Raw genomic sequence first — 20,812 nt, forward strand, 5'->3', positions numbered from 1 at the left:
ATTATCCGTCTTATCACGAAACCATTTCTACAAAAGAAAAAGAGACAAAAGTTTCAAACGAATATTTTAAATCAAAATACAACTATGCTCTATACAGGTCAACTTAATGAATTCATCCGACTAGCCGAAATTGACGCTAGCAATTGTGATTTGCTTAAAGAAACAATCACTGATGGCTTAAGTGTGATTTGGTCGCTGGACGAATTAAAAATTAATGTTGACGGAACCGAGCATATTTTTCCAGAAAATTCGGTTTTATTTTTAACCGAGTACCATAAAGTGGAAGTTCTAAAACTGAAAAAAGCGCGTTTGATTCGGTTTAACAGGGCATTTTACTGCATTGCAGATCACGACAGCGAGGTAGGCTGCAAGGGAATTTTGTTTTTTGGTGCATCTCAATTTCCTAAGATTTCTATTCCTGAGGAAGAACTAGAGAAATTTGAAATTCTGTGGAAAATGTTTGCTATCGAAATGGTTTCTAAAGACGATTTGCAAAACGACATGCTACAAATGATGCTGAAACGTTTGCTAATTTTATGTACTCGAGTATACAAAGAACAAACCGAGTTGACCACATTTGATAAAAAGCAATTGGACATTGTGAGAGAATACAATTATTTGGTAGAAAGCAATTTTAAAACCAAACATCAAGTGGCTGATTATGCCGAGATGCTGAATAAAAGCCCGAAGACGCTATCGAATTTATTCAAAAAATACAACGAAAAATCACCTTTGCAGGTTATTCAAAACCGCACCATTCTTGAAGCGCGCCGACTATTGCGTTATTCTGATAAAAGCATCAAAGAGATCGCTTACGAAATAGGTTATGAAGACATTCAGTCTTTCAGTCGGTTTTTTAAAAAAATAGAAGGCGTTTCTCCATCTGATTTTAAAAAGATAGTTTAATTCCTTTTTAGCAGCTAATCCAGCTATCTGCTATATCTTTTACGCTGAACCCCAGCATAAAAGGTAATTGCGAGAGCAATTGGCTATCTGGGCTAAGAAACGGTGCTATTGCCATCAAGATACCACCTCCTATTTTCACAATAGATAACTTAATAATTAGCAATTTATATTTACTCCTTATACTTAAGGGTACAGATTAAAAGGGTTCCCAAAGATATGTTCTTTCCTCTTTGTTCTATTCTCTGTTTCCTCTTCTCTTTGATCTATCCTCTCTTCTCGTCTTTAAAAAACGAAACGATCTCACCTAGCCCTGATTGAAGTGGAAATCCTTTTTATTTTTCCTTTAAAAATAAAAAGATTGCAATGTAAAGCGGGACGAATCTTCTTAAAACCACTCCGTTTTCTGCTCCTAGAACTAAAAAAATACGCTTTTTTACCCTAAAAAAGGCGTTAAGGGAAGAATGAACAACTCTACGGGAAATGCGACCTAACTTCAAGGCCTCCTTTCGTCGCACCTTTGTACCATCAAACTGAAACAACAGGAATTATGAAAACAATACATACAATTATTGGAGGCTTTAAAAACATTTTAGGTCTTAACACTCCAACTGAAACGCCACAATTAATTGCAGTAACACAGGAAAATTTTTGTCAAAATCTGGCAATCACTGATTACTACTGTGACGAAAGCAACTTATTTATATAATTATTAACTCAAACAAAAAATAAAATCATGTCAAATTTCAACGTACCAACAAGAGAAGAAGTTTCTGAAAACAATCAAGCCATTTTTGATAACCTACAAAAAGCCGTAGGATTTGTTCCTAATATTTATGCCGGAATGGGACATTCTAAAAATGCATTGGGAAGTTATTTACAATTCTCAGGAGCCGCTAGCTCATTAACTAAAAAAGAAAAAGAAGTAGTTGATTTAGCCGTTAGTCAATTAAACGGATGTAGATATTGCCAATCAGCGCACACCGCTACCGCTAAGATGAACGGTTTTACAGACGATCAAATTATTGAACTTAGAAAAGGAGGTGCAAGCTGGGATAACAAAATCAATATTTTAGCACAAACAGCACAACGCATTGCCGCTACAAAAGGACAAGTAGGAGCTGAAGCTCTGGATTCTTTTTATACCGCAGGCTATACCAAAGAAAATCTAGTTGATTTAATTATGACGATCGGAATAATTACTATTACCAATCTTTTTCACAATGTAACCGAAGTACCTATTGATTTCCCAATAGCCGTTGAATTGTAATTAATAATCTCAGCCGAGGGTTTAATTTAAAATCCTTGGCATTCATTAAAATCTAGAAAAAATGATACAACATTTAGACAAATCCAATTTTGACGCGACCATAAATACGAACGACGTAGTACTAGTAGATTTCTTTGCTGACTGGTGTGGCCCTTGCAAAGCTTTACATCCTGCACTGGAAGAATTAGCTACAGACTTTGATGGCGTAGCGGTGATTTCAAAAATAAACGTAGACAAAAACCCAGAGCTAGCCGCTCAATTTAAAGTAAGAAGCATTCCTGCCTTGTTCTATTTTAAGAATGGAGAAGTTGTAGGCACTCAAAACGGAGTACAAAGTAAATCAGTAATGACAAGTCATTTAGAAAGTATTATAAAAAGTTAATATCCGCGAATTTGATTCTCACCAGTATCTCTTCTGCTAGCGAAAGCTAACACAAGAGACAGAGTGAGCAGCGAGACCAATATCGTTGAAAGCATCAAAAACTACCTACTTTAAAAAAATAGAAAAACAAACCTTCTTTATCCTAAAAAATGCGTCAAAGGAAGAACGGACAACTATCCGGAAAATGTGACCTAACTCAAAAGTGTTTTTTGTACCTTTGATTCAATTCATTGATAATAAGATATTTAATAGAATTAAATATATGATTATCGAAAGATTTATCAGGTCGTAATACTCCAAAAGGATTACCCAAATTAATTGCAGTAACGCGACAAAGTTTTTTAACGGCAGTGTCAACTACAAATTATTATTGTGACTAGAGCAACTTATTTATATAATTATTAATACACACAAAAAAATAAAATCATGTCAAATTTCAACGTACCAACAAGAGACGAAGTTTCTAAAAACGATCAAGCTATTTTTGATAACCTGGAAAAAAGTATTGGATTTGTTCCTAACATTTATGCCGCAATGGGACATTCTAAAAATGCTTTGGGCAGCTATATGAAATTTTTAGGAGCTGCAACCTCTTTAAATAACAAAGAAAAAGAAGTGGTTAACTTAGCCGTTAGTCAGATAAACGGATGTAGATATTGCCAAGCAGCACATACTGCGACGGGTAAAATGAACGGTTTTACGGACGATCAGATTATTGAACTTAGAAAAGGAGAAGCAAGCTGGGATAACAAAACCAATGTTTTAGCACAAACTGCACAACGCATTGCTGCCACCAACGGACAAATAGGAGCCGATTCTTTGAGCGCTTTTCATGCTGCGGGTTACACTAAAGAAAATCTTGTTGATTTAATTATAGCGATTGGAATTATTACAGTTACCAATCTTCTTCACAATGTGACCGAAGTTCCTATTGATTTCCCTTTAGCTGTTGAATTGTAATTAATAACAGTGTGACGGATTGAAACTAAAATCCTTTGAATTAATTAAAACCCAGAGCTGGCGGCACAGTTTAAAGAGAGAAGTATTCCTGCCTTATTCTATTTTAATAACGGAGAAATTATAAGTACTCAAAACGGAGTAGAAAGTAAATCAGAGATGACTACTCATTTAACAAGTATTATAAAAAATTAAAATTATGAAAAAATTAAAATTAGCATCGATAGTATTATTATTCGCTAATCAAATATTTGCACAGTTACCAGACCCTGGTTTCGAAGTAGATGCAAGAACCGCAATTGTTATTACTGACCCTCAAAATGATTTCCTTAGCCCAGAAGGAGCAACCTGGGGCATCGTAGGAGAGAGTGTAATGAGGAACAACACAGTAGAAAACTTAGCACAACTTTTTAAAACTGCTAAAGAAAAAAACATCACTGTTTTTGTATCGCCTCACTACTACTTTAAACACGATCACAATTGGCAAATTGAAGGTTCCCTGGAAGCCTTAATGCATAAAGTCAATATGTTTGATAGAACAGGTGTACTAACAACCGTGGGGTTTGAAAACTCTGGTGCCGATTGGCTAGAACAGTACAAAAAATACATTGGAGAATCAAACGTAATCGTGACTAGTCCTCATAAAATATATGGCCCAGAATCAAACGATCTGGCTTTACAGCTAAGGAAACATGGTTTCGATAACGTAATATTAGCAGGTATGTCTGCCAATTTATGTACAGAATCTCATATGAGGGACTTAGTGGAATCCGGTTTTAAGGTCGCAGTAGTAAAAGATGCAACAGCTGCCGCTATTTTGCCAGGATTAAATGGTTACGAAGCAGCTTTAGTCAACTTTCAAATGATTGCGAGTCATGTATTTACCACAAAAGAGATTGTAAATGAAATTGATAAATTCAAAAAATGATAAAAACGGCAAAGAATATAAATGCTAAAAACTTACCTACGGGCTGTCAATCCATAATTACAAACAGCACACGTACAATTTTGAGTGACTTAAGCGATGAGAAAAAAAGCGAATTACGAAAATAAGTATACTCCTGCTCCGTTCACAGCATGATTCAAGGTGAGTGGAATATTAAAAATGCGGTGGCAATTACACACTTACTGAAGAAGTTTTGGTTTAACACCACCGCAAATTTGGCCACAAAGGGTTTCGCTTTCAACAGCGAAACCCTTTGTCGTATCCAAACAAAACTACATTCACCCTACTATAACATCACCTTATTTTGTTACATTTGAAAACACTTTTTTAAAACAAATCAATTTTTAAAATCATGAAAAAAATTCTCAAAATAACAGCTTTTGTTCTCCTGATCCTTGCCAGCACGATCTTGGGGGTCCTCTATTTTTCCAGCGAGCCATTGCCGGCAGGACAACAAGGAATAAAAGCCGAAGCACTTACGGATAAAATCCAGGAAGCAATCAATCAAAAAGCTTGGGATTCTACCGTTGCAGTTTCTTTCAGCTTTAGAGGAGATCATCATTATCTCTGGGACAAAAAACACAATTTGGTTCAAGTGCAATGGGATGATAAAAAAGTACTTTATAACAATCAAACTTTAGAAGGTGTAGCTTATAAAAACAATAAAAAACTAACCGATTCCCAAAAATCAGCGGCTATAAAAACAGCGAATGATTACTTTAATAATGATTCTTTCTGGCTTATTGCACCGTTCAAATTACGTGATGCTGGAACTACCAGAAGTATTGTGATGCAAGATAGTCAAGAAGCACTTATGATTACCTACGCATCTGGCGGAAGCACACCAGGTGATTCTTATGTCTGGTTAGTCGATGAAAATTATATGCCAAAAGCATGGAGGATGTGGGTAAGTATTATTCCCGTGGGCGGTCTCGAAACGAGTTGGGAAGATTGGAAAACGTTTCCAAACGATCTAAAAATAGCAACAAACCATAAAGGCTTACTCGATCTAAAATTAGAAAACGTCAAAATCGCACAATCAATTGAAGAAATCAATAACGGAGTTGATCCTTTTACTGATTTATAAGTTTTGTAAAATAGTACTAGTTTAAAAAGGAAGCCTATATTGTTTCCTTTTTTTATGCGTTAGATAAATTCAATCTAGAAATTCAATGCGGTACTGTGTTTAATTTTGCCCATAACTAAATAACTTGCGCATTCCCGATATTTTTAATCGTAGACTACTTATTTCTTAAAGAATCCTGATAGCCTATCATATCAATTATTACTATTTTTAGAATAAAATCATAAACACAGGTAATAGTATACGGTTCTATATTATTCCGTTTTTCAAATTATTCTGGGGTATTAAAAAGCTGAATACCTTTTGCCAACCTCTTTTTTTTGACCACGTAAGTATCTGAAAAAGTATCGTGCCAACCTCGAGGAGATGCTCCCAGAAAAGAAAAAGGTTCAAATGGAATAAATCGGCATAACGTGCGTATCACAAAAGTTTTAATATCTGGCTTTGTACCGTCCTTTTTAACCACAACAGTTTTAGTAATTAATTGCGCGATGGTTCTAGAGAAATAGATCTCCGTAAGGCTATAATAGAGTAGCATAATTAGTATGCTATAAAGCACAATTTCTCCTTTTGACATAGTTTCGACCCAAGTAGAAACTGCAAACTTACTTGTTGCTTCAGCAATTAGGATAATACTAGTCCCAATACTGAGAATGATAATATACAGGAATACTAAATCAATACAAAAATTAAGAAATCGCTGTCCACGAGTAGCAAGTAAATCATCCGTAATTGTAAACGTTATATTTTTCATATTATCAGTTTTTTTTTAGATACCAAAAAAGAATAAACTCCACATTAACCTACTCAAATATAAGCAATTATTCTTAAAATATTAATCAGAATATTCACAATTAAGGATTGATTTAGAAAACAATAAATCTTTTTTTTGATTGCTAACAAGCAACTATCATGTTCAGAGTCCTTTTAGACACTTAGATTGTAACAAGCGCTAAAATCTCTAATTTCTCCAAAAAAAGAGCCACCAAAATAGGTAGCTGCTTTTAAAATAATTTTTATAAGTAAACGATACTTTATTGCTGATTTGCAATGTTTTCTTTTATATGAAAGCTATCAATTAGTTTGCTTCCATTAAACATCTCAAATGTAGCATTCTTTATTTCGACCAAAATCGAGCTTTGAATGTTGTTATTGCTCGCTAAAAATGTTCTGATTTTTACCAAAAGGTGTTTTTGTACTGCATTCATAAAAACACTGTCGGCAATAAAAAGACGGTTGCACTCTATAAAAAATGCAAGTACAAATATCTCAATATTACTCGCTTGTTTTGAATATACAATTAAGTCATTTGTACAAATGGAGTAAAATAAATGTATACTATTTTTGATTATTTTCTTAGTATGTTGAATTGCTTTCATAACAGTGTCATTTGATATTACAAATATACTCTGCATGAGACAGTTGAGTTTTATAGTATTTTGAGATAGTGTTATGAGATTGTTGGAAAACACATACAAGTGTCAGTAACAGTTTCTTCGATGACTTTATAGTAAATGGTATGCTCATTTTCTAGCTCCGATTGTAGTGGAAATACTTTTTATTTTTTCTTTAAAAATAAAAAGATCGCAATGGAAAGCGGGACACGAGCGAAGCGAACTGACGAAGTAAACAGCTCCTAAAAAAAACAGCTACCAAAATTGATAGCTGTTTCTCTTTATTCTATTTTCTTATTAAGAACCACACATTTCACAATCATCTGGACCAGCATTTTTAGCCAGTTCAATCATTGCTCTGTATTCATCAGCCGTCATTTCTACTGCCGTTTCAACTGCTACTGGAGCTGCTGCCGGAGCAGGTTTAGACATCACTTCGATTGGCTCTGCTTTTTTATCGTTGTTCAACGTGAATTTAATCGCATCAACAGCCGCTTTTGTTCTCAAGTAATACATTCCCGTTTTCAATCCAGACTGCCACGCATAAAAGTGCATCGAAGTCAATTTAGAATAGTTGGCATTTTGCATGAACAAGTTCAATGATTGAGATTGATCTACAAAATAACCACGTTGACGTGACATATCGATGATATCTTTCATAGACATTTCCCAAACTGTTTTATACAATTCTTTCAAATCTTGCGGGATATTTAAATCTTGAACTGATCCGTTATTACGCATCAATTCTTGTTTCAAGGTTTCATTCCACAAACCACGATCTACTAAATCATGCAATAAATGTTTGTTTACCACAATGAACTCTCCAGACAATACACGACGCGTGTAAATGTTAGAAGTATAAGGTTCGAATGCTTCGTTGTTTCCAAGAATCTGAGAAGTTGAAGCAGTAGGCATTGGCGCAACTAATAACGAGTTACGTACTCCATGCTCCATTACTTCTTTTCTCAATGGACCCCAGTCCCAACGTCCTGATAATTCCTCATCTTTAATATTCCAAAGATTGTGTTGGAATTCTCCCTGAGAGATTGGCGAACCTTCGAATGTTGAATAAGGTCCTTCTATTTTTGCCATTTCCATCGAAGAGGTTACAGCAGCAAAGTATAAGGTTTCAAAAATTTCTTGATTTAGCTTTTTAGCCTCGTCACTTGTAAAAGGCAAACGCAACATAATAAATGCATCTGCTAATCCTTGCACTCCAAGACCAATTGGTCTGTGGCGCATATTTGAATTTTCAGCTTCTTTTACAGGATAGTAATTTCTATCGATAACTTTATTCAAGTTTTTCGTTACACGTTTTGTTACATTATAAAATGCCTCGTGGTCAAATTTACCGTTCTCCACAAACATTGGTAATGAAAGTGACGCTAGATTACAAACCGCTACTTCATCAGGAGAAGTGTACTCCATGATTTCAGTACACAAGTTTGAAGAACGTATCGTTCCTAAATTCTTTTGATTTGATTTGCGATTAGCAGCATCTTTGTAAAGCATGTAAGGCGTTCCAGTCTCAATTTGAGATTCTAGAATTTTCTCCCACAATTCATGTGCTTTAATTGTTTTCCTTCCTTTTCCTGCTTTCTCATAATCGGTGTACATTTTTTCAAATTCTTCACCGTAAACGTCATACAATCCAGGACATTCATTAGGACACATCAAAGTCCAATTTCCGTCTTCTTGAACGCGTTTCATGAATAAATCTGATGTCCACATCGCAAAGAATAAATCTCTCGCACGCATTTCTTCTTTTCCTGTATTTTTCTTCAAGTCTAAGAAATCAAAGATATCTGCATGCCAAGTTTCGATATAAATAGCAAAACTTCCTTTACGCTTTCCACCACCTTGATCTACATAACGAGCTGTATCGTTAAATACTCTCAACATAGGAACAATCCCATTTGAAGTTCCATTAGTTCCACGAATGTAAGAACCTGTCGCACGAACATTGTGAATAGAAAGTCCTACTCCACCTGCTGATTGGGAAATTTTTGCCGTTTGTTTCAGCGTATCGTAAATTCCGTCAATACTATCATCTTGCATTGCCAAAAGGAAACAAGAAGACATTTGAGGTTTTGGAGTTCCAGAGTTGAATAATGTAGGCGTTGCATGCGTAAAGAATTTTTTAGACATCAAGTCATAGGTTTCTAAAACCGACTCTAAATCATCTAAGTGAATCCCTACAGAAACACGCATTAACATATGTTGTGGTCTCTCAACAATTTTCCCGTTTATCTTAAGCAAATAAGAACGTTCTAATGTTTTGAATCCGAAATAATCGTAGTTAAAATCTCTATTATAAATGATATGTGAGTCTAAAAACTCAGCATTTTCTTGAATCACTTTGTATACATCATCAGCAATTAATGGAGCATATTGTCCATTTCTTGGATTCACATATTCAAACATTTCGGTCATTGTTTCCGAAAATGATTTTGTTGTATTCGAATGCAAATTTGAAATCGCAATTCTCGCTGCCAATTGTGCATAATCTGGATGCGCAATAGTCATCGAAGCCGCAGTTTCTGCCGCTAAATTATCTAATTCTGACGTAGAAACTCCATCATAAAGTCCTTCAATTACTCTCATTGCCACTTTCACAGCATCCACTAAATCATTCAAACCATAACACAGCTTTTTAATTCTATCTGTGATTTTGTCGAACATTACTGGTTCTTTGTGGCCATCCCTTTTTACTACGTACATACTTTTTTTTGTTTTTAAAACAGAAAATCCCTTCGCTGTTTCTTGTTATTTGTAATTTAATTTTTGCCACTAGGGCACTAAGGCACAATGTATTTATGCTTTAGTAATTTATCTCAGCCAGCCTTAAAGACACGGAGATTCGAAGTTCTCTTTATTAAAATTTCTCTGCTAAAACTAAGCTTTCAATTTACTTTGCAGCTTAGATTTTTTTGCTTCTACTAATTAAAAGTCAGCGTCAAATGAGATTTTTTGCGAATCACCATCAGAGTTCATAACACCTGATTTTTGGTATTCAGCCACTTTCTTTTCAAAGAAATTTGTTTTTCCTTGCAATGAAATCATATCCATAAAGTCAAAAGGGTTTGTAGTATTGTATTCTCTTTCACAACCTAATTCCACTAATAATCTATCAGCAACAAATTCTAAATATTGAGTCATCAAGACAGCATTCATTCCTATTAAACTTACCGGAAGTGATTCCGTAATAAATTCTCTTTCTATGTTTAAAGCATCTACAATAATACCTCTAATTCTTTCTTTTGGCACTTTATTCACTAAGTGATGATTGTGTAAATGCACTGCAAAGTCACAATGAACTCCTTCGTCACGAGAAATCAACTCATTTGAAAAAGTCAATCCTGGCATTAACCCACGTTTTTTCAACCAATAAATAGAACAAAATGCTCCTGAGAAGAAAATCCCTTCAACAGCTGCAAAAGCAATCAATCTTTCAGCAAATGAATCTGATTCAATCCACTGTAAAGCCCAGTCTGCTTTTTTCTTAATAGCCGGAAAAACTTCTAAAGCATTAAACAAGTCATCCTTTTCATCTTCGTCCTTTACGTAAGTATCAATCAATAGCGAATACGTTTCACTATGAATATTCTCCATCATAATTTGAAAACCATAAAAGAACTTTGCTTCTGCATATTGCACTTCATTCACAAAATTTTCAGCAAGATTTTCATTTACAATTCCGTCTGAAGCAGCAAAAAAAGCAAGAATATGTTTCACAAAATACCTTTCGTCGTCATTCAATTTATTATTCCAGTCATTCAAATCTTGAGATAAATCAATTTCTTCAGCAGTCCAAAAGCTAGCTTCCATTGACTTATAAAACTCCCATATATCATGATGTTTGATTGGAAAAATTACGAAACGATTTTTATTTTCTTGTAAAATTGGTTCAATTTGTGACATTGTTGTAGTTGTTTTTTTTGAGATTTTAACTTATTTTTAAGTCTTTCGCCGTTTACAAAGGTTGTAAAATATTGCGATAATTAAAAGCCAAACTTATCCACAATCGGTCATAGTTTTTAACAAAGACGAAAAAACACACCGTTTTTCCGTAAACCATAAATACCTAATAATAAGTGATTTAAATTTTAAGATATCCGCTAAAGCACTGTAAAATATAGTAATTTAAAAACAGACTGCGATAAAAAAATGGCGTTTTTTTAGAATTATTTTTTCAGCTCTTCAGCCACTTTTTCAAGCTCCGAGTACCAGTCTTCGCCAAACCTTCTTACCAAGGCTTCTTTGACGAATTTATAGATTGGAACCTCAAGTTCCTGACCTAAAGAACAGGCTGGGTCACAAATATCCCATCTATCATAATTGACAGCAGCAAATTCAGTGAAATCTTTTACACGAATAGGATATAAATGACAGGAAACAGGTTTTTTCCAGTCTACCATCCCTTGATTATACGCTTGCTCAATCCCACATAGTGCTGTTTTACCATCATAAATTACATAAGCGCAATCTTTGTCGTCAATCAGCGGTGTTTCCAGATCACCATCTGTACCTACCGTCGAAGTCCCCTGAGCCTCAATAGCTGCAATTCCTTCCTTACGAAGAAATGGTTTTACCTTTGGATATATTTCTTCTAAAATTTTTGTTTCCTCCTGACTTAGTGGCGCTCCGGCATCGCCGTTAACACAACAAGCGCCTTTACAGGCTGTTAGATTACAAACAAAATCTTTACTTAAAATATCTTCTGAGACGATGGTTTTTCCTAGTTGAAACATTATTATGGGGTACTGAGATTATAAAGTGCAAAGATAGCTAAACTAAGACATAGCTTCTTGATTAAATAATGCTTTTAACACAACACCAATACAAAACGCAACTGAGTCGGTTTAAAAAAAAGAATGTGGCAAAACCTTCAATTGGAATGCTTAATAAAGGGCTGATCACCTCAAAAAACCATCAAATCTAATACCTTTGCAAAAAATTAAAAAATGATAATGGACGTTGACTTAAGAGAGATTGCTACAGTTGGAATGGTACTTTTTGCCGTAATTGATATTTTAGGAAGCATTCCTATTATTGTTGACCTACGTACTAAAGTAGGACACATTCAGTCTGAAAAAGCCACTGTTGTAGCCATGATCATAATGATTATGTTTCTTTTTGTCGGAGAAGAATTGTTAAACATAATTGGAATTGATGTAAATTCTTTTGCAGTAGCAGGTGCTTTTGTTCTGTTTTTCCTTGCCTTAGAAATGATTTTAGGTATCCGCTTATACAAAGATGAAGAAGAATCTAAAACCGCTTCTATCGTCCCAATTGCCTTCCCGTTAATTGCAGGAGCAGGAACGATGACTACTTTATTGTCGTTAAAATCTCAATACCATACTATCAACATAATTATCGCCATCTTACTAAATATGATTTTAGTATATCTTGTTTTGAAAGCATCTTCAAAAATAGAAGGAATGCTTGGAAAATCTGGTTTAGGAGTGATTCGCAAGATTTTTGGGGTGATATTACTCGCAATTGCTGTTAAATTATTCGCTGCTAATGTTAAAGGTTTGTTTGTCTAATATTTTTTTTTATAAATTTACCCCCTAATGTAGCCTGTAAATATAATCTGATTTTTTGAGGATATGTTTTTAACTTAAAATACTCTTTTAATCTTTGTTTTACAATTCAGGCAAAAAACCATCTTATGAAAATTTTTACTAACATATTAGTGTTTCTAGCATTGGCGCTTATAATCTTCAATATTACATTGTTAGATTTTAACCACCCGTTTCAAGGAGACAGTATGGTTGCGTCCGTTGGAATAGGAGCTTCATTCTGTGCGGTGTTAATTCTTTTAATTTTTAGAATGTCTAAAAAAATTGAAGAAAAAATGAACGACAACCTTTAATCATGTTTGACGTTTTAATTATTGGCGGCGGTGTTTCTGGTATGTCTTGTGCTCTTGTATTAGGCTCTGCAAAGAATAAAAAGTTTGCAGCCGAAAAAAAGATTGCAATTTTTACCCATCAAAGAACATCATCACTCCAAGAAGCTGTTTTTAATAATGCCTATGGAATTCCTGAAGGAACACTAGGCTCGGATTTGCTAGGGCAAAGTACACAACAGTTATCAAAACTTTATACTCATATTACTCAATTACCAAACGAAAAGGTTTTAAAAATTGAAGGACAATCCCCTAACTTTACTGTCACAACAAACAAAAATACTTATAAAACAAAAGCGATTGTAGTTGCTATTGGCGCAGCAAATACTTTTTCAATTGAGGGGCTGATGCAATTTATCGAGCCACATCAAAAATCAGTAGCCGAAAAACAACGAATACAATTGCGCAACACTGATCATAAAGTCGCCGAAGGTATTTATGTGTCAGGAACCCTTTCAGGATGGAGAAGCCAACTTGCCATTGCGGCCGGAAGCGGAGCCTCAGTAGCCACAGATATCCTTACGCTTTGGAACAACGGCATTCAAACGCATGTTCACGACAGTATTAGATAAGCACAAATTAGTATATTAAAAAATTAATGTTAGATTTACCTTTTCTACAAATCTAATCTATGCTTTCATTTCTTCTAAGCCTTGCGAGACTTCTGGTCTTCATTATTTACGTTTCATTTTTTTCTTTGTGCTTTTATTTACTAAGTTTCTTTTGGAGTGAAAAAACTACAAAACGAAACGCACTTTTTTTACGTGATTTTATAATTAAAATAACCAATTTTATTTTAGGAATCCGCACAACCGTGTACGGTGAATTACCAACAATTCCAGGATTAATCGTAGCTAATCATCGTTCTTATTTTGATCCAATAGTTATTGTAGGACATATTCACGCATACCCCGTTGGCAAAAAAGAAGTAGAATCTTGGCCGCTCATTGGTTATATCTGTAAAATATCGGGAGTGATTTTTGTTGAAAGAGAATGTCAGGACAGCCGACAAAAAACATGCGAAAACATAAAAGAAGTCATCAACAATGGCAATTCAGTCATTAATTTTCCAGAAGGCACAACTCATGTTTTACCTACAACGGTAGACTTTAATTACGGATCGTTTAAAACTGCCGCCCAAATAAAAGCAGCAATATTACCTGTTGCGATCGATTATAAAGTAAAGTCAGATGCTTTCGTAAATGACGACACCTTTATTCCTCACTTTTTAAAATGTTTTGGAAAACTCACCACCGAAATAAAAATCACTTATTTCCCGCCACTATATTCTGAAGACCCAGAATATTTATTAAAAACTTCTAAAGAGATAATAGATAAGGAACTTATTCGATATAGAAAAGATTGGAATAACAAAAAATAAGACAGAGGTTTGAAGTAAGCTTACATTAAACATAAGACCGCATATTTATTTCAAATTGCGATTGATTTTTGCGATTGATTAAAAACCCTATTTTAAAACCGCCTTAACCATGGCGTCTTCTTTTAATATAATCTCGTAGTAACTACTTTCTCCATACAATTGTCGGGCAAATTCAGCCGCGAGATAGCGCTTTACAATAGCTTTACTTTTCAACAAATCAATATCTAACCCACTTTTTAAAAGGTATTTTTGAAAAGCAATAAAATATAAATCAGTCTTATCCATTTTACCCTTAAACTCATCAAAAGAAAGCCCTTTAAAGGCCATTCTACTTTTATCCAATTGCTCAAAAACAAAGTTTCCTACGATTCCGGATTTCATTAAATACACTGTGTTTTCATTACCATGTTCTACCTCGAGAGGAACAAAAATATCCGGAACAATTCCGCCACCGCCATAAACAATTTTACCTTTCGGTGTTTTAAACTTCAAGCTGTCAGCTACTTTTATACTGTCTTTTTCATATAATTCGCCATTCTCAAAACGAGATTCTGACTCTTTAAAATATTCATCATTCCCTTTACTGTATGGTCTTTGTATCGACCTTCCTGTAGGCGTGTAATATCTCGCCACTGTCAATCGAACCGCCGAACCATCAGCAAAATCCATTTCACGTTGCACCAATCCTTTCCCAAAAGAACGACGCCCTACGATAGTTCCTCTGTCATTATCCTGAATCGCTCCCGCCAGAATTTCACTCGCCGAAGCACTATTTTCATTTTGCAATACAAACACCTTCCCCGTTTCAAAATCACCTTTTTTAGTCGCGTATGTTTTTTGTATTCTGCCTTTTTTATTTTTAGTAAAAACGATTAATTGCTTGTCCTTTAATAATTCATCTGCAATATCAATCGCCTCTTCCATATAACCACCTCCATTATCGCGAAGATCTATTACAAGTTCTGTTGCTCCTTCTTTTTTTAATTTGGCTAAACCTTTTTTAAATTCTTCAAAGGTCGTTTCTGCAAAACGATTGATTTTTATATATCCAGTCGTCCCGTTTAAAAGTATTGCCGCATCGACACTTTTTAAAGGAATAACACCACGTTCTATTTTAATTTTTATTTTCTTATCGATGGATTTTCTGTAAATAGTAAGTTCCACCACTGAACCTTGTTCTCCTTTTAGTTTAGAGAAAAGACTATCACTAGGCAATTTACGTCCAAATAATTTTGTTTTATCTGCGTATAAAATTCTATCTCCCGCCTTTAGCCCTGCTTTAGCCGAAGGACCATTCTCGATAGGTCTGATTATTGCCACAGAATCTTTATACATATAGAAATTAACCCCAATCCCCACAAAATCACCTTTCATGTTTTCAGCAACAAGGGTTTGCTCACTTGGGGAAATATAAACAGAATGCGGGTCTAGTTGACTTAGAATATTGTCGACCGTAATATTGACGATAGAATCTGTATTTACATTATCTACGTATTCATTGTCGATAAAATCAATCAGTTTATTGATTTTAGTTTTAGAACTGTTTTCGACCAAAAAATGATCTACACCAAAACTATTTAAGCATCCACCAATAACAATTCCGAGCGCAAGAGTTGCGCCTATAAGTATTGGCAGGTATTTAACTTCAGTTTTCATCTATTCTTCTAATATCGATATATGCTCAACAATCACACCAGCTTTTATTAAAAACTGAATTCCGGAATCATCACGGTATCCTTTATGATATACCACTCGTTTTATTCCGGATTGATGTATTAGCTTACTGCACTCTTTGCAGGGCGACAGTGTAATGTATAAAGTAGACCCTTCACAGGACTGTGTCGATCTCGCTACTTTTAGAATAGCATTTGCTTCCGCATGTAGGACATCCCATCGGGTTAACCCTTCATTGTCCTCACAGCAATTTTCAAATCCAGTGGGCGTTCCATTATAACCGTCTGAAATTATCATTCGGTCGCGAACGATGATTGCTCCCACTTGTTTGCGCTTACAATAAGACAAACTACCCCATTCAGTAGCAATTCTTAGATAAGCCTTATCGTATTTATTTAATTTTTTTGCTTCCATTTTTATCTCGTCCATATTTCATTTTCAATTATCATTGGTAAAACCACCCCTATTATAAAAGCCGACATCACCAAGGTCCAATCCCTTTTTGAGAACCTAAAGACCGTTTGTACAATATAAGACAGAATCAATACTACAAAAACCACAACAATTTGCGCTGCTTCAATTCCTAACGCAAATTCAGCCAAAGGCAGTAATTTTGAGGTGGCGTTTCCGCCAAGAATAGCCTTAAAATAATTAGAAAATCCTAATCCATGTATAATACCAAAGAAAAGAGTGACGAAAAATATTAGGTTTATACTTTCTTTTTTATTTGATTTACCGGCGGTAAACAGATTGAAGAAAGCAGTAATTAATATGGTAATTGGGATTAACAATTCCACCACATTTACTTTAATAGCAATAATACCGAAAACAGAAAGCAATAAAGCCATGGTATGACCTATCGTAAAGAGCGTTATTAAAAGTACAATTCGTTTCCAATCTTTAAAAGAAAACGGTACAGCCAGTGCTATTAAAAACAAAACGTGATCGTAGGCGTGAATATCTAAAACGTGTTTCAATCCTATTTGAAAATAAATCAAAAATTCTGACATAGGTAATATAATTATTGTTGATAAAGGGATTGTAAACTTACGATTTATTTTGAAAATGCTAGAATTGAAAACTTAAATCCTCCATTTATATTTTAATAAAGATCACCTATTATTATAAAATAAAAATTAAAATAAATTAATAGTTTAAAAATTGATTTATATTTGCACCATAAAAAAATACACTTAATTATGTCATTTTCAGATTTATTTGATAGCGAATTCAAACAAAGAAATAAAGGTCACTTTTCTTCTATTGTGAGATTAGCACTAGCAGACGGGGTTTTTGCCCCTGAAGAAAAAGAGTTTTTAGACAAATTAGCCACTAGGCTAGAGATTTCTCCTGCAGAATATGTAGAGATTTTAGAAAACCCTTCAAAGTATCCAATCAACCCTCCATACTTAAATTCAATGAGATTGGAGCGTTTATACGATTTAGCCAGAATAGTCCATGTTGACCATGTTTTGGGAGATCAGCAAGAAATTATGTTGAAAAAACTTTGCTTGGGAATTGGTTTTACGCCAGAAAACGTAAACCTGGTTGTAGCTAATGCACTTATATTAGTAGACAAAAAAACCGATATCGATGATTTCCTTTTAGAAATGGAAAAACATTTATAAAATATAAAGGGCCCTAAAAATTTTAGGGCCCTTTTTTATTATTTTAGTATTTACTTAGTTTGGCTTTATGCATAAACTCTTCTGCCTTTTCAACCATATTATAACTACCGCAGAAAAACGGTACTCTTTCGTGTAATTCAGTTGGTTGAATTTCCATTATTCTACCACAACCATCTGATGCTTTTCCTCCTGCCTGCTCTACAATAAAAGCCATTGGGTTACATTCATACAGCAAACGTAATTTTCCTTTTGGAGCTTTAGAACTAGTTGGATAAATGTAAATCCCGCCTTTAATCATGTTTCTGTGAATATCAGATACCAAACTTCCTATATAACGAGAAGTGTATGGTCTATCCTCTTCTTCTGATTGGCAATATTTAATATAATCTTTAACCCCTTGTGGAAAATGCACATAATTACCTTCATTGATAGAATAAATATGTCCGTCTTCAGAAAACTGCATATTAGGATGTGACAAGTAAAATGTTCCAATAGCTGGATTTAATGTAAATCCATTCACACCATGTCCTGTTGTGTAAACAATCATAGTTGACGTTCCATAAATCACATATCCTGCAGCAACTTGACTCGTTCCAGGTTGTAAAAAATCTTCTAAGGTTACTGGAGATCCTATTGGAGTTACTCTTCTATAAACAGAAAAAATAGTCCCCACAGAAACGTTTACATCTATATTTGAAGATCCATCTAGTGGGTCCATTAATACGACATATTTATTGTTATGGCTATTATCACTTCCTTCAACAGTAATAAAATCGTCATTTTCTTCAGAAGCAATTCCGCAAACAATTTCACGATTAATTAATGTTTGAATAAAAACTTCATTAGCATAAACATCAAGTTTCTGTTGATCTTCGCCCTGAATGTTTTGTGCTCCGGCAGCCCCTGTTATGTCCACAAGCCCCGCTTTATTCACTTTATAGTTGACCACCTTAGCGGCCAATCGAATAGAGTTGATAATACGAGATAATTCGCCAGACGAATATTGAAAGGCATTTTGGTTCTCAATGATAAATTCCCCTAAGGTTTTATTGCGTTCTTCCATTACGACATCGTTGTAGTTAAATTGAAGTCACAAATATCGACTTTTTTGTGAAAATGAATTGAATAAAATTTACTTAGTTTATCACTATTGTATATTTGCTGATATAACACCTAATTTACGGGTTGAAAAAACTATATTTTAATTTTTTACCCTCTAAAACAAGAATTTATGATTATCAGAAAAGGAAAACCCGAAGATATGACCGCTGTTCTCGCATTAATTCAAGAATTAGCTGATTTTGAAAAGGAGCCAGATGCCGTTTTGATCAATGTTGACGATTTAATCCGCGATGGATTTGGTCCTACTCCTCTATTCCATGTTTTTGTAGCTGAAGTTGAATCGGAGATTGTGGGAATTGCTTTGTATTATTATCGCTACTCTACTTGGAAAGGTAAAACTATACATTTAGAAGATCTAGTAGTTAAAGAAAAAATGCGCGGCACTGGAGCTGGCTATGCTTTGTATTCAGAAATTATAAAACAAGGCAAAAAAGATCAAGTACGCAGAGTCGAATGGAATGTTTTAGACTGGAATACTCCTGCAATTGATTTTTATGAAAAATCAGGTGCCAAGGTACTTAAAGATTGGTATGTAGTGCAAATGGACGAAGAAGGAGTCAACCAATTCGTAGAGAATAAATTAAAAAAATAAAGTTCCATTTAGACATTGGAATTTAGAGTTTAAAATATTGGAATTTTTATTATTATGAGAGTATTCAAATTTGGAGGTGCGTCCGTGAAAGATGCCGAGGGAATTAAAAATGTTTATGACGTTTTACAAAAAGTAGGGTATGAAGATGTTTTATTGGTAGTTTCTGCAATGGGAAAAACCACTAATGCTCTTGAAGTAGTTATAAAAGACTATTTTGATAAGTCATCAGCTCTTCAATCATCCGTACAAGAAGTAAAAAAATACCACAATCAAATCTTATTAGATTTGTTTGAAGATGATAAGAATGCAGTTTTTACTGCTGTAAAAGCGCAATTTTCTGATTTGGAATATTTTTTAGCACACAACAAATCTCCAAACTATAATTTCGTTTACGATCAAGTAGTAAGTTATGGTGAGTTGATATCGACTACTATTCTTACCCACTTCATGAATCATATGGGTATAAAAACAGAGTGGATTGATGTTAGAAACTTCATCAAGACTGACTCTAACTATAGAGATGCCACAGTAGACTGGGATCTTACGCAAAAGAATATTTCAAAAAATGTAAAAAGAAAAATGTTGAACATTACCCAAGGATTCCTGGGTTCTGATGAAAACAATTTCACAACAACATTAGGACGTGAAGGTTCTGATTATACAGCAGCGATTTTTGCCTATTGTTTAAATGCCGAAAGCGTAACTATCTGGAAAGATGTCCCTGGAGTTATGAATGCAGATCCACGTTATTTTGAAAATGCAAGTTTGCTAAATCAGATTTCGTATCGTGAAGCTATTGAATTAGCTTTTTATGGCGCAACAGTAATCCACCCAAAAACATTACAACCTTTACAAAAAAAGGAAATCCCTTTGTATGTAAAATCCTTTATCAATCCATTATTAAAAGGGACAAGTGTTTCAAAAGGTGTGAATTTAGAGCCGTACTTACCGTGCTTTATCGTTAAAAGAAACCAATTGTTGATTTCGCTATCCTCTATAGATTTTTCCTTTATTATGGAAGAGAATATCAGTGAGATATTTTCTTTATTCCATGAGTTTAAATTGAAAGTAAATCTAATTCAAAATACCGCGATTAGCTTCTCCGTATGCGTAGAAGATAAATTTGACAACTTCAACGAATTAAATGCTATTTTATCAAAAAAATTCAAAGTGGACTTTAGCCAAAATGTGACTTTATATACCATTAGACACTTTAACGATTCTGCTGCAGAAACAGTAGAACAAGGTAAAAAAGTTGTTTTAAAACAGATTAGTACTGAAACAATGCAAATTGTAACTAGCGAGTAAACTAATTTTAATGGTTGTATTTCTTCTACCGCTGAAGAAGGTTTGACTATAAATTAATCGGATCACATTTTTTTCACTATAACATGAACGACAATAGACCCGGTTTTTCGTAAGAAAGGCCGGGTCTATTGGCATTCATTTACCATAACCAACCTCTCTTAAAAAAGGAACTCTCGTTATAAATAAGCATTTGAATAGAGAAATTTGCATATTGGCGAATGCCAACTAAAAACAGATTAGACTTATAATCGTTTCCA

Annotated in this window: 23 protein-coding genes; 14 read left to right on the forward strand and 9 right to left on the reverse strand. The window is 34.3% G+C overall.

Annotated features, from left to right (window positions below; translation table 11 throughout):
- Nucleotides 1-84: 84 nt before the first annotated feature.
- The 7 genes from QO200_RS09820 to QO200_RS09850 all read left to right on the forward strand — a co-directional run bounded on the left by QO200_RS09820 (nt 85) and on the right by QO200_RS09850 (nt 5,545).
- Nucleotides 85-906, forward strand: coding sequence for a helix-turn-helix domain-containing protein (locus QO200_RS09820; RefSeq protein WP_371539251.1), 822 nt, complete (start codon nt 85-87; stop codon nt 904-906).
- Nucleotides 907-1,453: 547 nt separating this feature from the next.
- The gene (locus QO200_RS09825) at nt 1,454-1,612 is read left to right on the forward strand and encodes a hypothetical protein (RefSeq protein WP_371539254.1); all 159 of its coding nucleotides are present in this window, start codon (nt 1,454-1,456) and stop codon (nt 1,610-1,612) included.
- Between the two features lie 27 nt (nt 1,613-1,639).
- Nucleotides 1,640-2,173: a carboxymuconolactone decarboxylase family protein gene (locus QO200_RS09830; protein ID WP_371539257.1), complete on the forward strand. Its 534-nt coding sequence runs from the start codon at nt 1,640-1,642 to the stop codon at nt 2,171-2,173.
- 61 nt (nt 2,174-2,234) lie between these two features.
- On the forward strand, nt 2,235-2,555 hold the full coding sequence (trxA, locus tag QO200_RS09835) for a thioredoxin (protein WP_371539260.1): 321 nt from the start codon (nt 2,235-2,237) through the stop codon (nt 2,553-2,555).
- 426 nt (nt 2,556-2,981) lie between these two features.
- A complete protein-coding gene (locus QO200_RS09840) occupies nt 2,982-3,515 on the forward strand; it encodes a carboxymuconolactone decarboxylase family protein (RefSeq protein ID WP_371539263.1) in 534 nt (177 codons plus the stop codon).
- A gap of 196 nt (nt 3,516-3,711) precedes the next feature.
- Nucleotides 3,712-4,440, forward strand: coding sequence for a cysteine hydrolase (locus tag QO200_RS09845; RefSeq protein WP_371539266.1), 729 nt, complete (start codon nt 3,712-3,714; stop codon nt 4,438-4,440).
- Between the two features lie 370 nt (nt 4,441-4,810).
- Nucleotides 4,811-5,545 carry a hypothetical protein gene (locus tag QO200_RS09850; protein ID WP_371539268.1) on the forward strand — a complete coding sequence of 245 codons (735 nt, stop codon included), beginning with the start codon at nt 4,811-4,813 and terminating at the stop codon, nt 5,543-5,545.
- Nucleotides 5,546-5,813: 268 nt separating this feature from the next.
- Here QO200_RS09850 and QO200_RS09855 read toward each other — a convergent pair whose 3' ends face one another.
- From QO200_RS09855 to QO200_RS09875, 5 genes are all read right to left on the reverse strand, one after another.
- Nucleotides 5,814-6,296 carry an RDD family protein gene (locus QO200_RS09855; protein WP_371539271.1) on the reverse strand — a complete coding sequence of 161 codons (483 nt, stop codon included), beginning with the start codon at nt 6,294-6,296 and terminating at the stop codon, nt 5,814-5,816.
- Nucleotides 6,297-6,576: 280 nt separating this feature from the next.
- Nucleotides 6,577-6,921, reverse strand: coding sequence for a hypothetical protein (locus QO200_RS09860; protein WP_371539273.1), 345 nt, complete (start codon nt 6,919-6,921; stop codon nt 6,577-6,579).
- Nucleotides 6,922-7,233: 312 nt separating this feature from the next.
- Nucleotides 7,234-9,657, reverse strand: a complete 2,424-nt coding sequence (locus QO200_RS09865; RefSeq protein WP_371539276.1) for a ribonucleoside-diphosphate reductase subunit alpha — start codon at nt 9,655-9,657, stop codon at nt 7,234-7,236.
- Between the two features lie 222 nt (nt 9,658-9,879).
- Nucleotides 9,880-10,857: a ribonucleotide-diphosphate reductase subunit beta gene (locus tag QO200_RS09870; protein WP_371539279.1), complete on the reverse strand. Its 978-nt coding sequence runs from the start codon at nt 10,855-10,857 to the stop codon at nt 9,880-9,882.
- Nucleotides 10,858-11,120: 263 nt separating this feature from the next.
- A complete protein-coding gene (locus QO200_RS09875; protein WP_371539282.1) occupies nt 11,121-11,687 on the reverse strand; it encodes a DUF3109 family protein in 567 nt (188 codons plus the stop codon).
- A 219-nt stretch (nt 11,688-11,906) separates the two neighbouring features.
- Between QO200_RS09875 and QO200_RS09880 the strand changes: the two genes are divergently transcribed.
- The 4 genes from QO200_RS09880 to QO200_RS09895 all read left to right on the forward strand — a co-directional run bounded on the left by QO200_RS09880 (nt 11,907) and on the right by QO200_RS09895 (nt 14,231).
- Entirely contained in the window at nt 11,907-12,485 is a 579-nt protein-coding gene (locus tag QO200_RS09880) for a MarC family protein (RefSeq protein ID WP_371539285.1), read from the forward strand.
- 125 nt (nt 12,486-12,610) lie between these two features.
- Complete coding sequence (locus tag QO200_RS09885) at nt 12,611-12,814, forward strand: hypothetical protein (RefSeq protein ID WP_074721984.1); 204 nt, start codon at nt 12,611-12,613, stop codon at nt 12,812-12,814.
- Nucleotides 12,815-12,816: 2 nt separating this feature from the next.
- Nucleotides 12,817-13,422 (forward strand): FAD-dependent oxidoreductase, encoded by a 606-nt coding sequence (locus tag QO200_RS09890; protein WP_371539287.1) that lies wholly within the window; start codon nt 12,817-12,819, stop codon nt 13,420-13,422.
- A 242-nt stretch (nt 13,423-13,664) separates the two neighbouring features.
- Nucleotides 13,665-14,231 (forward strand): lysophospholipid acyltransferase family protein, encoded by a 567-nt coding sequence (locus QO200_RS09895; protein ID WP_371539290.1) that lies wholly within the window; start codon nt 13,665-13,667, stop codon nt 14,229-14,231.
- An 87-nt stretch (nt 14,232-14,318) separates the two neighbouring features.
- Here QO200_RS09895 and QO200_RS09900 read toward each other — a convergent pair whose 3' ends face one another.
- Genes QO200_RS09900 through QO200_RS09910 form a run of 3 tightly spaced genes read right to left on the reverse strand, consistent with a single transcriptional unit; the run spans nt 14,319 to nt 16,915 of the window.
- Nucleotides 14,319-15,887: a S41 family peptidase gene (locus QO200_RS09900; protein WP_371539293.1), complete on the reverse strand. Its 1,569-nt coding sequence runs from the start codon at nt 15,885-15,887 to the stop codon at nt 14,319-14,321.
- Entirely contained in the window at nt 15,888-16,319 is a 432-nt protein-coding gene (locus tag QO200_RS09905) for a cytidine/deoxycytidylate deaminase family protein (RefSeq protein ID WP_371539296.1), read from the reverse strand.
- Between the two features lie 2 nt (nt 16,320-16,321).
- The gene (locus QO200_RS09910) at nt 16,322-16,915 is read right to left on the reverse strand and encodes a HupE/UreJ family protein (RefSeq protein WP_371539298.1); all 594 of its coding nucleotides are present in this window, start codon (nt 16,913-16,915) and stop codon (nt 16,322-16,324) included.
- A gap of 189 nt (nt 16,916-17,104) precedes the next feature.
- Between QO200_RS09910 and QO200_RS09915 the strand changes: the two genes are divergently transcribed.
- Nucleotides 17,105-17,533, forward strand: coding sequence for a TerB family tellurite resistance protein (locus QO200_RS09915; protein WP_371539299.1), 429 nt, complete (start codon nt 17,105-17,107; stop codon nt 17,531-17,533).
- Between the two features lie 43 nt (nt 17,534-17,576).
- On the opposite strand, the gene fbp is transcribed toward QO200_RS09915, so the two are convergent.
- A complete protein-coding gene (fbp, locus tag QO200_RS09920; protein WP_371539301.1) occupies nt 17,577-18,596 on the reverse strand; it encodes a class 1 fructose-bisphosphatase in 1,020 nt (339 codons plus the stop codon).
- 168 nt (nt 18,597-18,764) lie between these two features.
- Between fbp and QO200_RS09925 the strand changes: the two genes are divergently transcribed.
- Both QO200_RS09925 and QO200_RS09930 read left to right on the forward strand, forming a co-directional pair.
- A complete protein-coding gene (locus tag QO200_RS09925; protein WP_371539303.1) occupies nt 18,765-19,247 on the forward strand; it encodes an N-acetyltransferase family protein in 483 nt (160 codons plus the stop codon).
- 54 nt (nt 19,248-19,301) lie between these two features.
- Nucleotides 19,302-20,555 (forward strand): aspartate kinase, encoded by a 1,254-nt coding sequence (locus QO200_RS09930; protein WP_371539306.1) that lies wholly within the window; start codon nt 19,302-19,304, stop codon nt 20,553-20,555.
- The last annotated feature ends 257 nt before the right edge of the window (nt 20,556-20,812 follow it).

The sequence above is a fragment of the Flavobacterium sp. Arc3 genome (genome assembly GCF_041431375.1).
In the GTDB taxonomy this organism is placed as follows: Bacteria; Bacteroidota; Bacteroidia; order Flavobacteriales; family Flavobacteriaceae; genus Flavobacterium.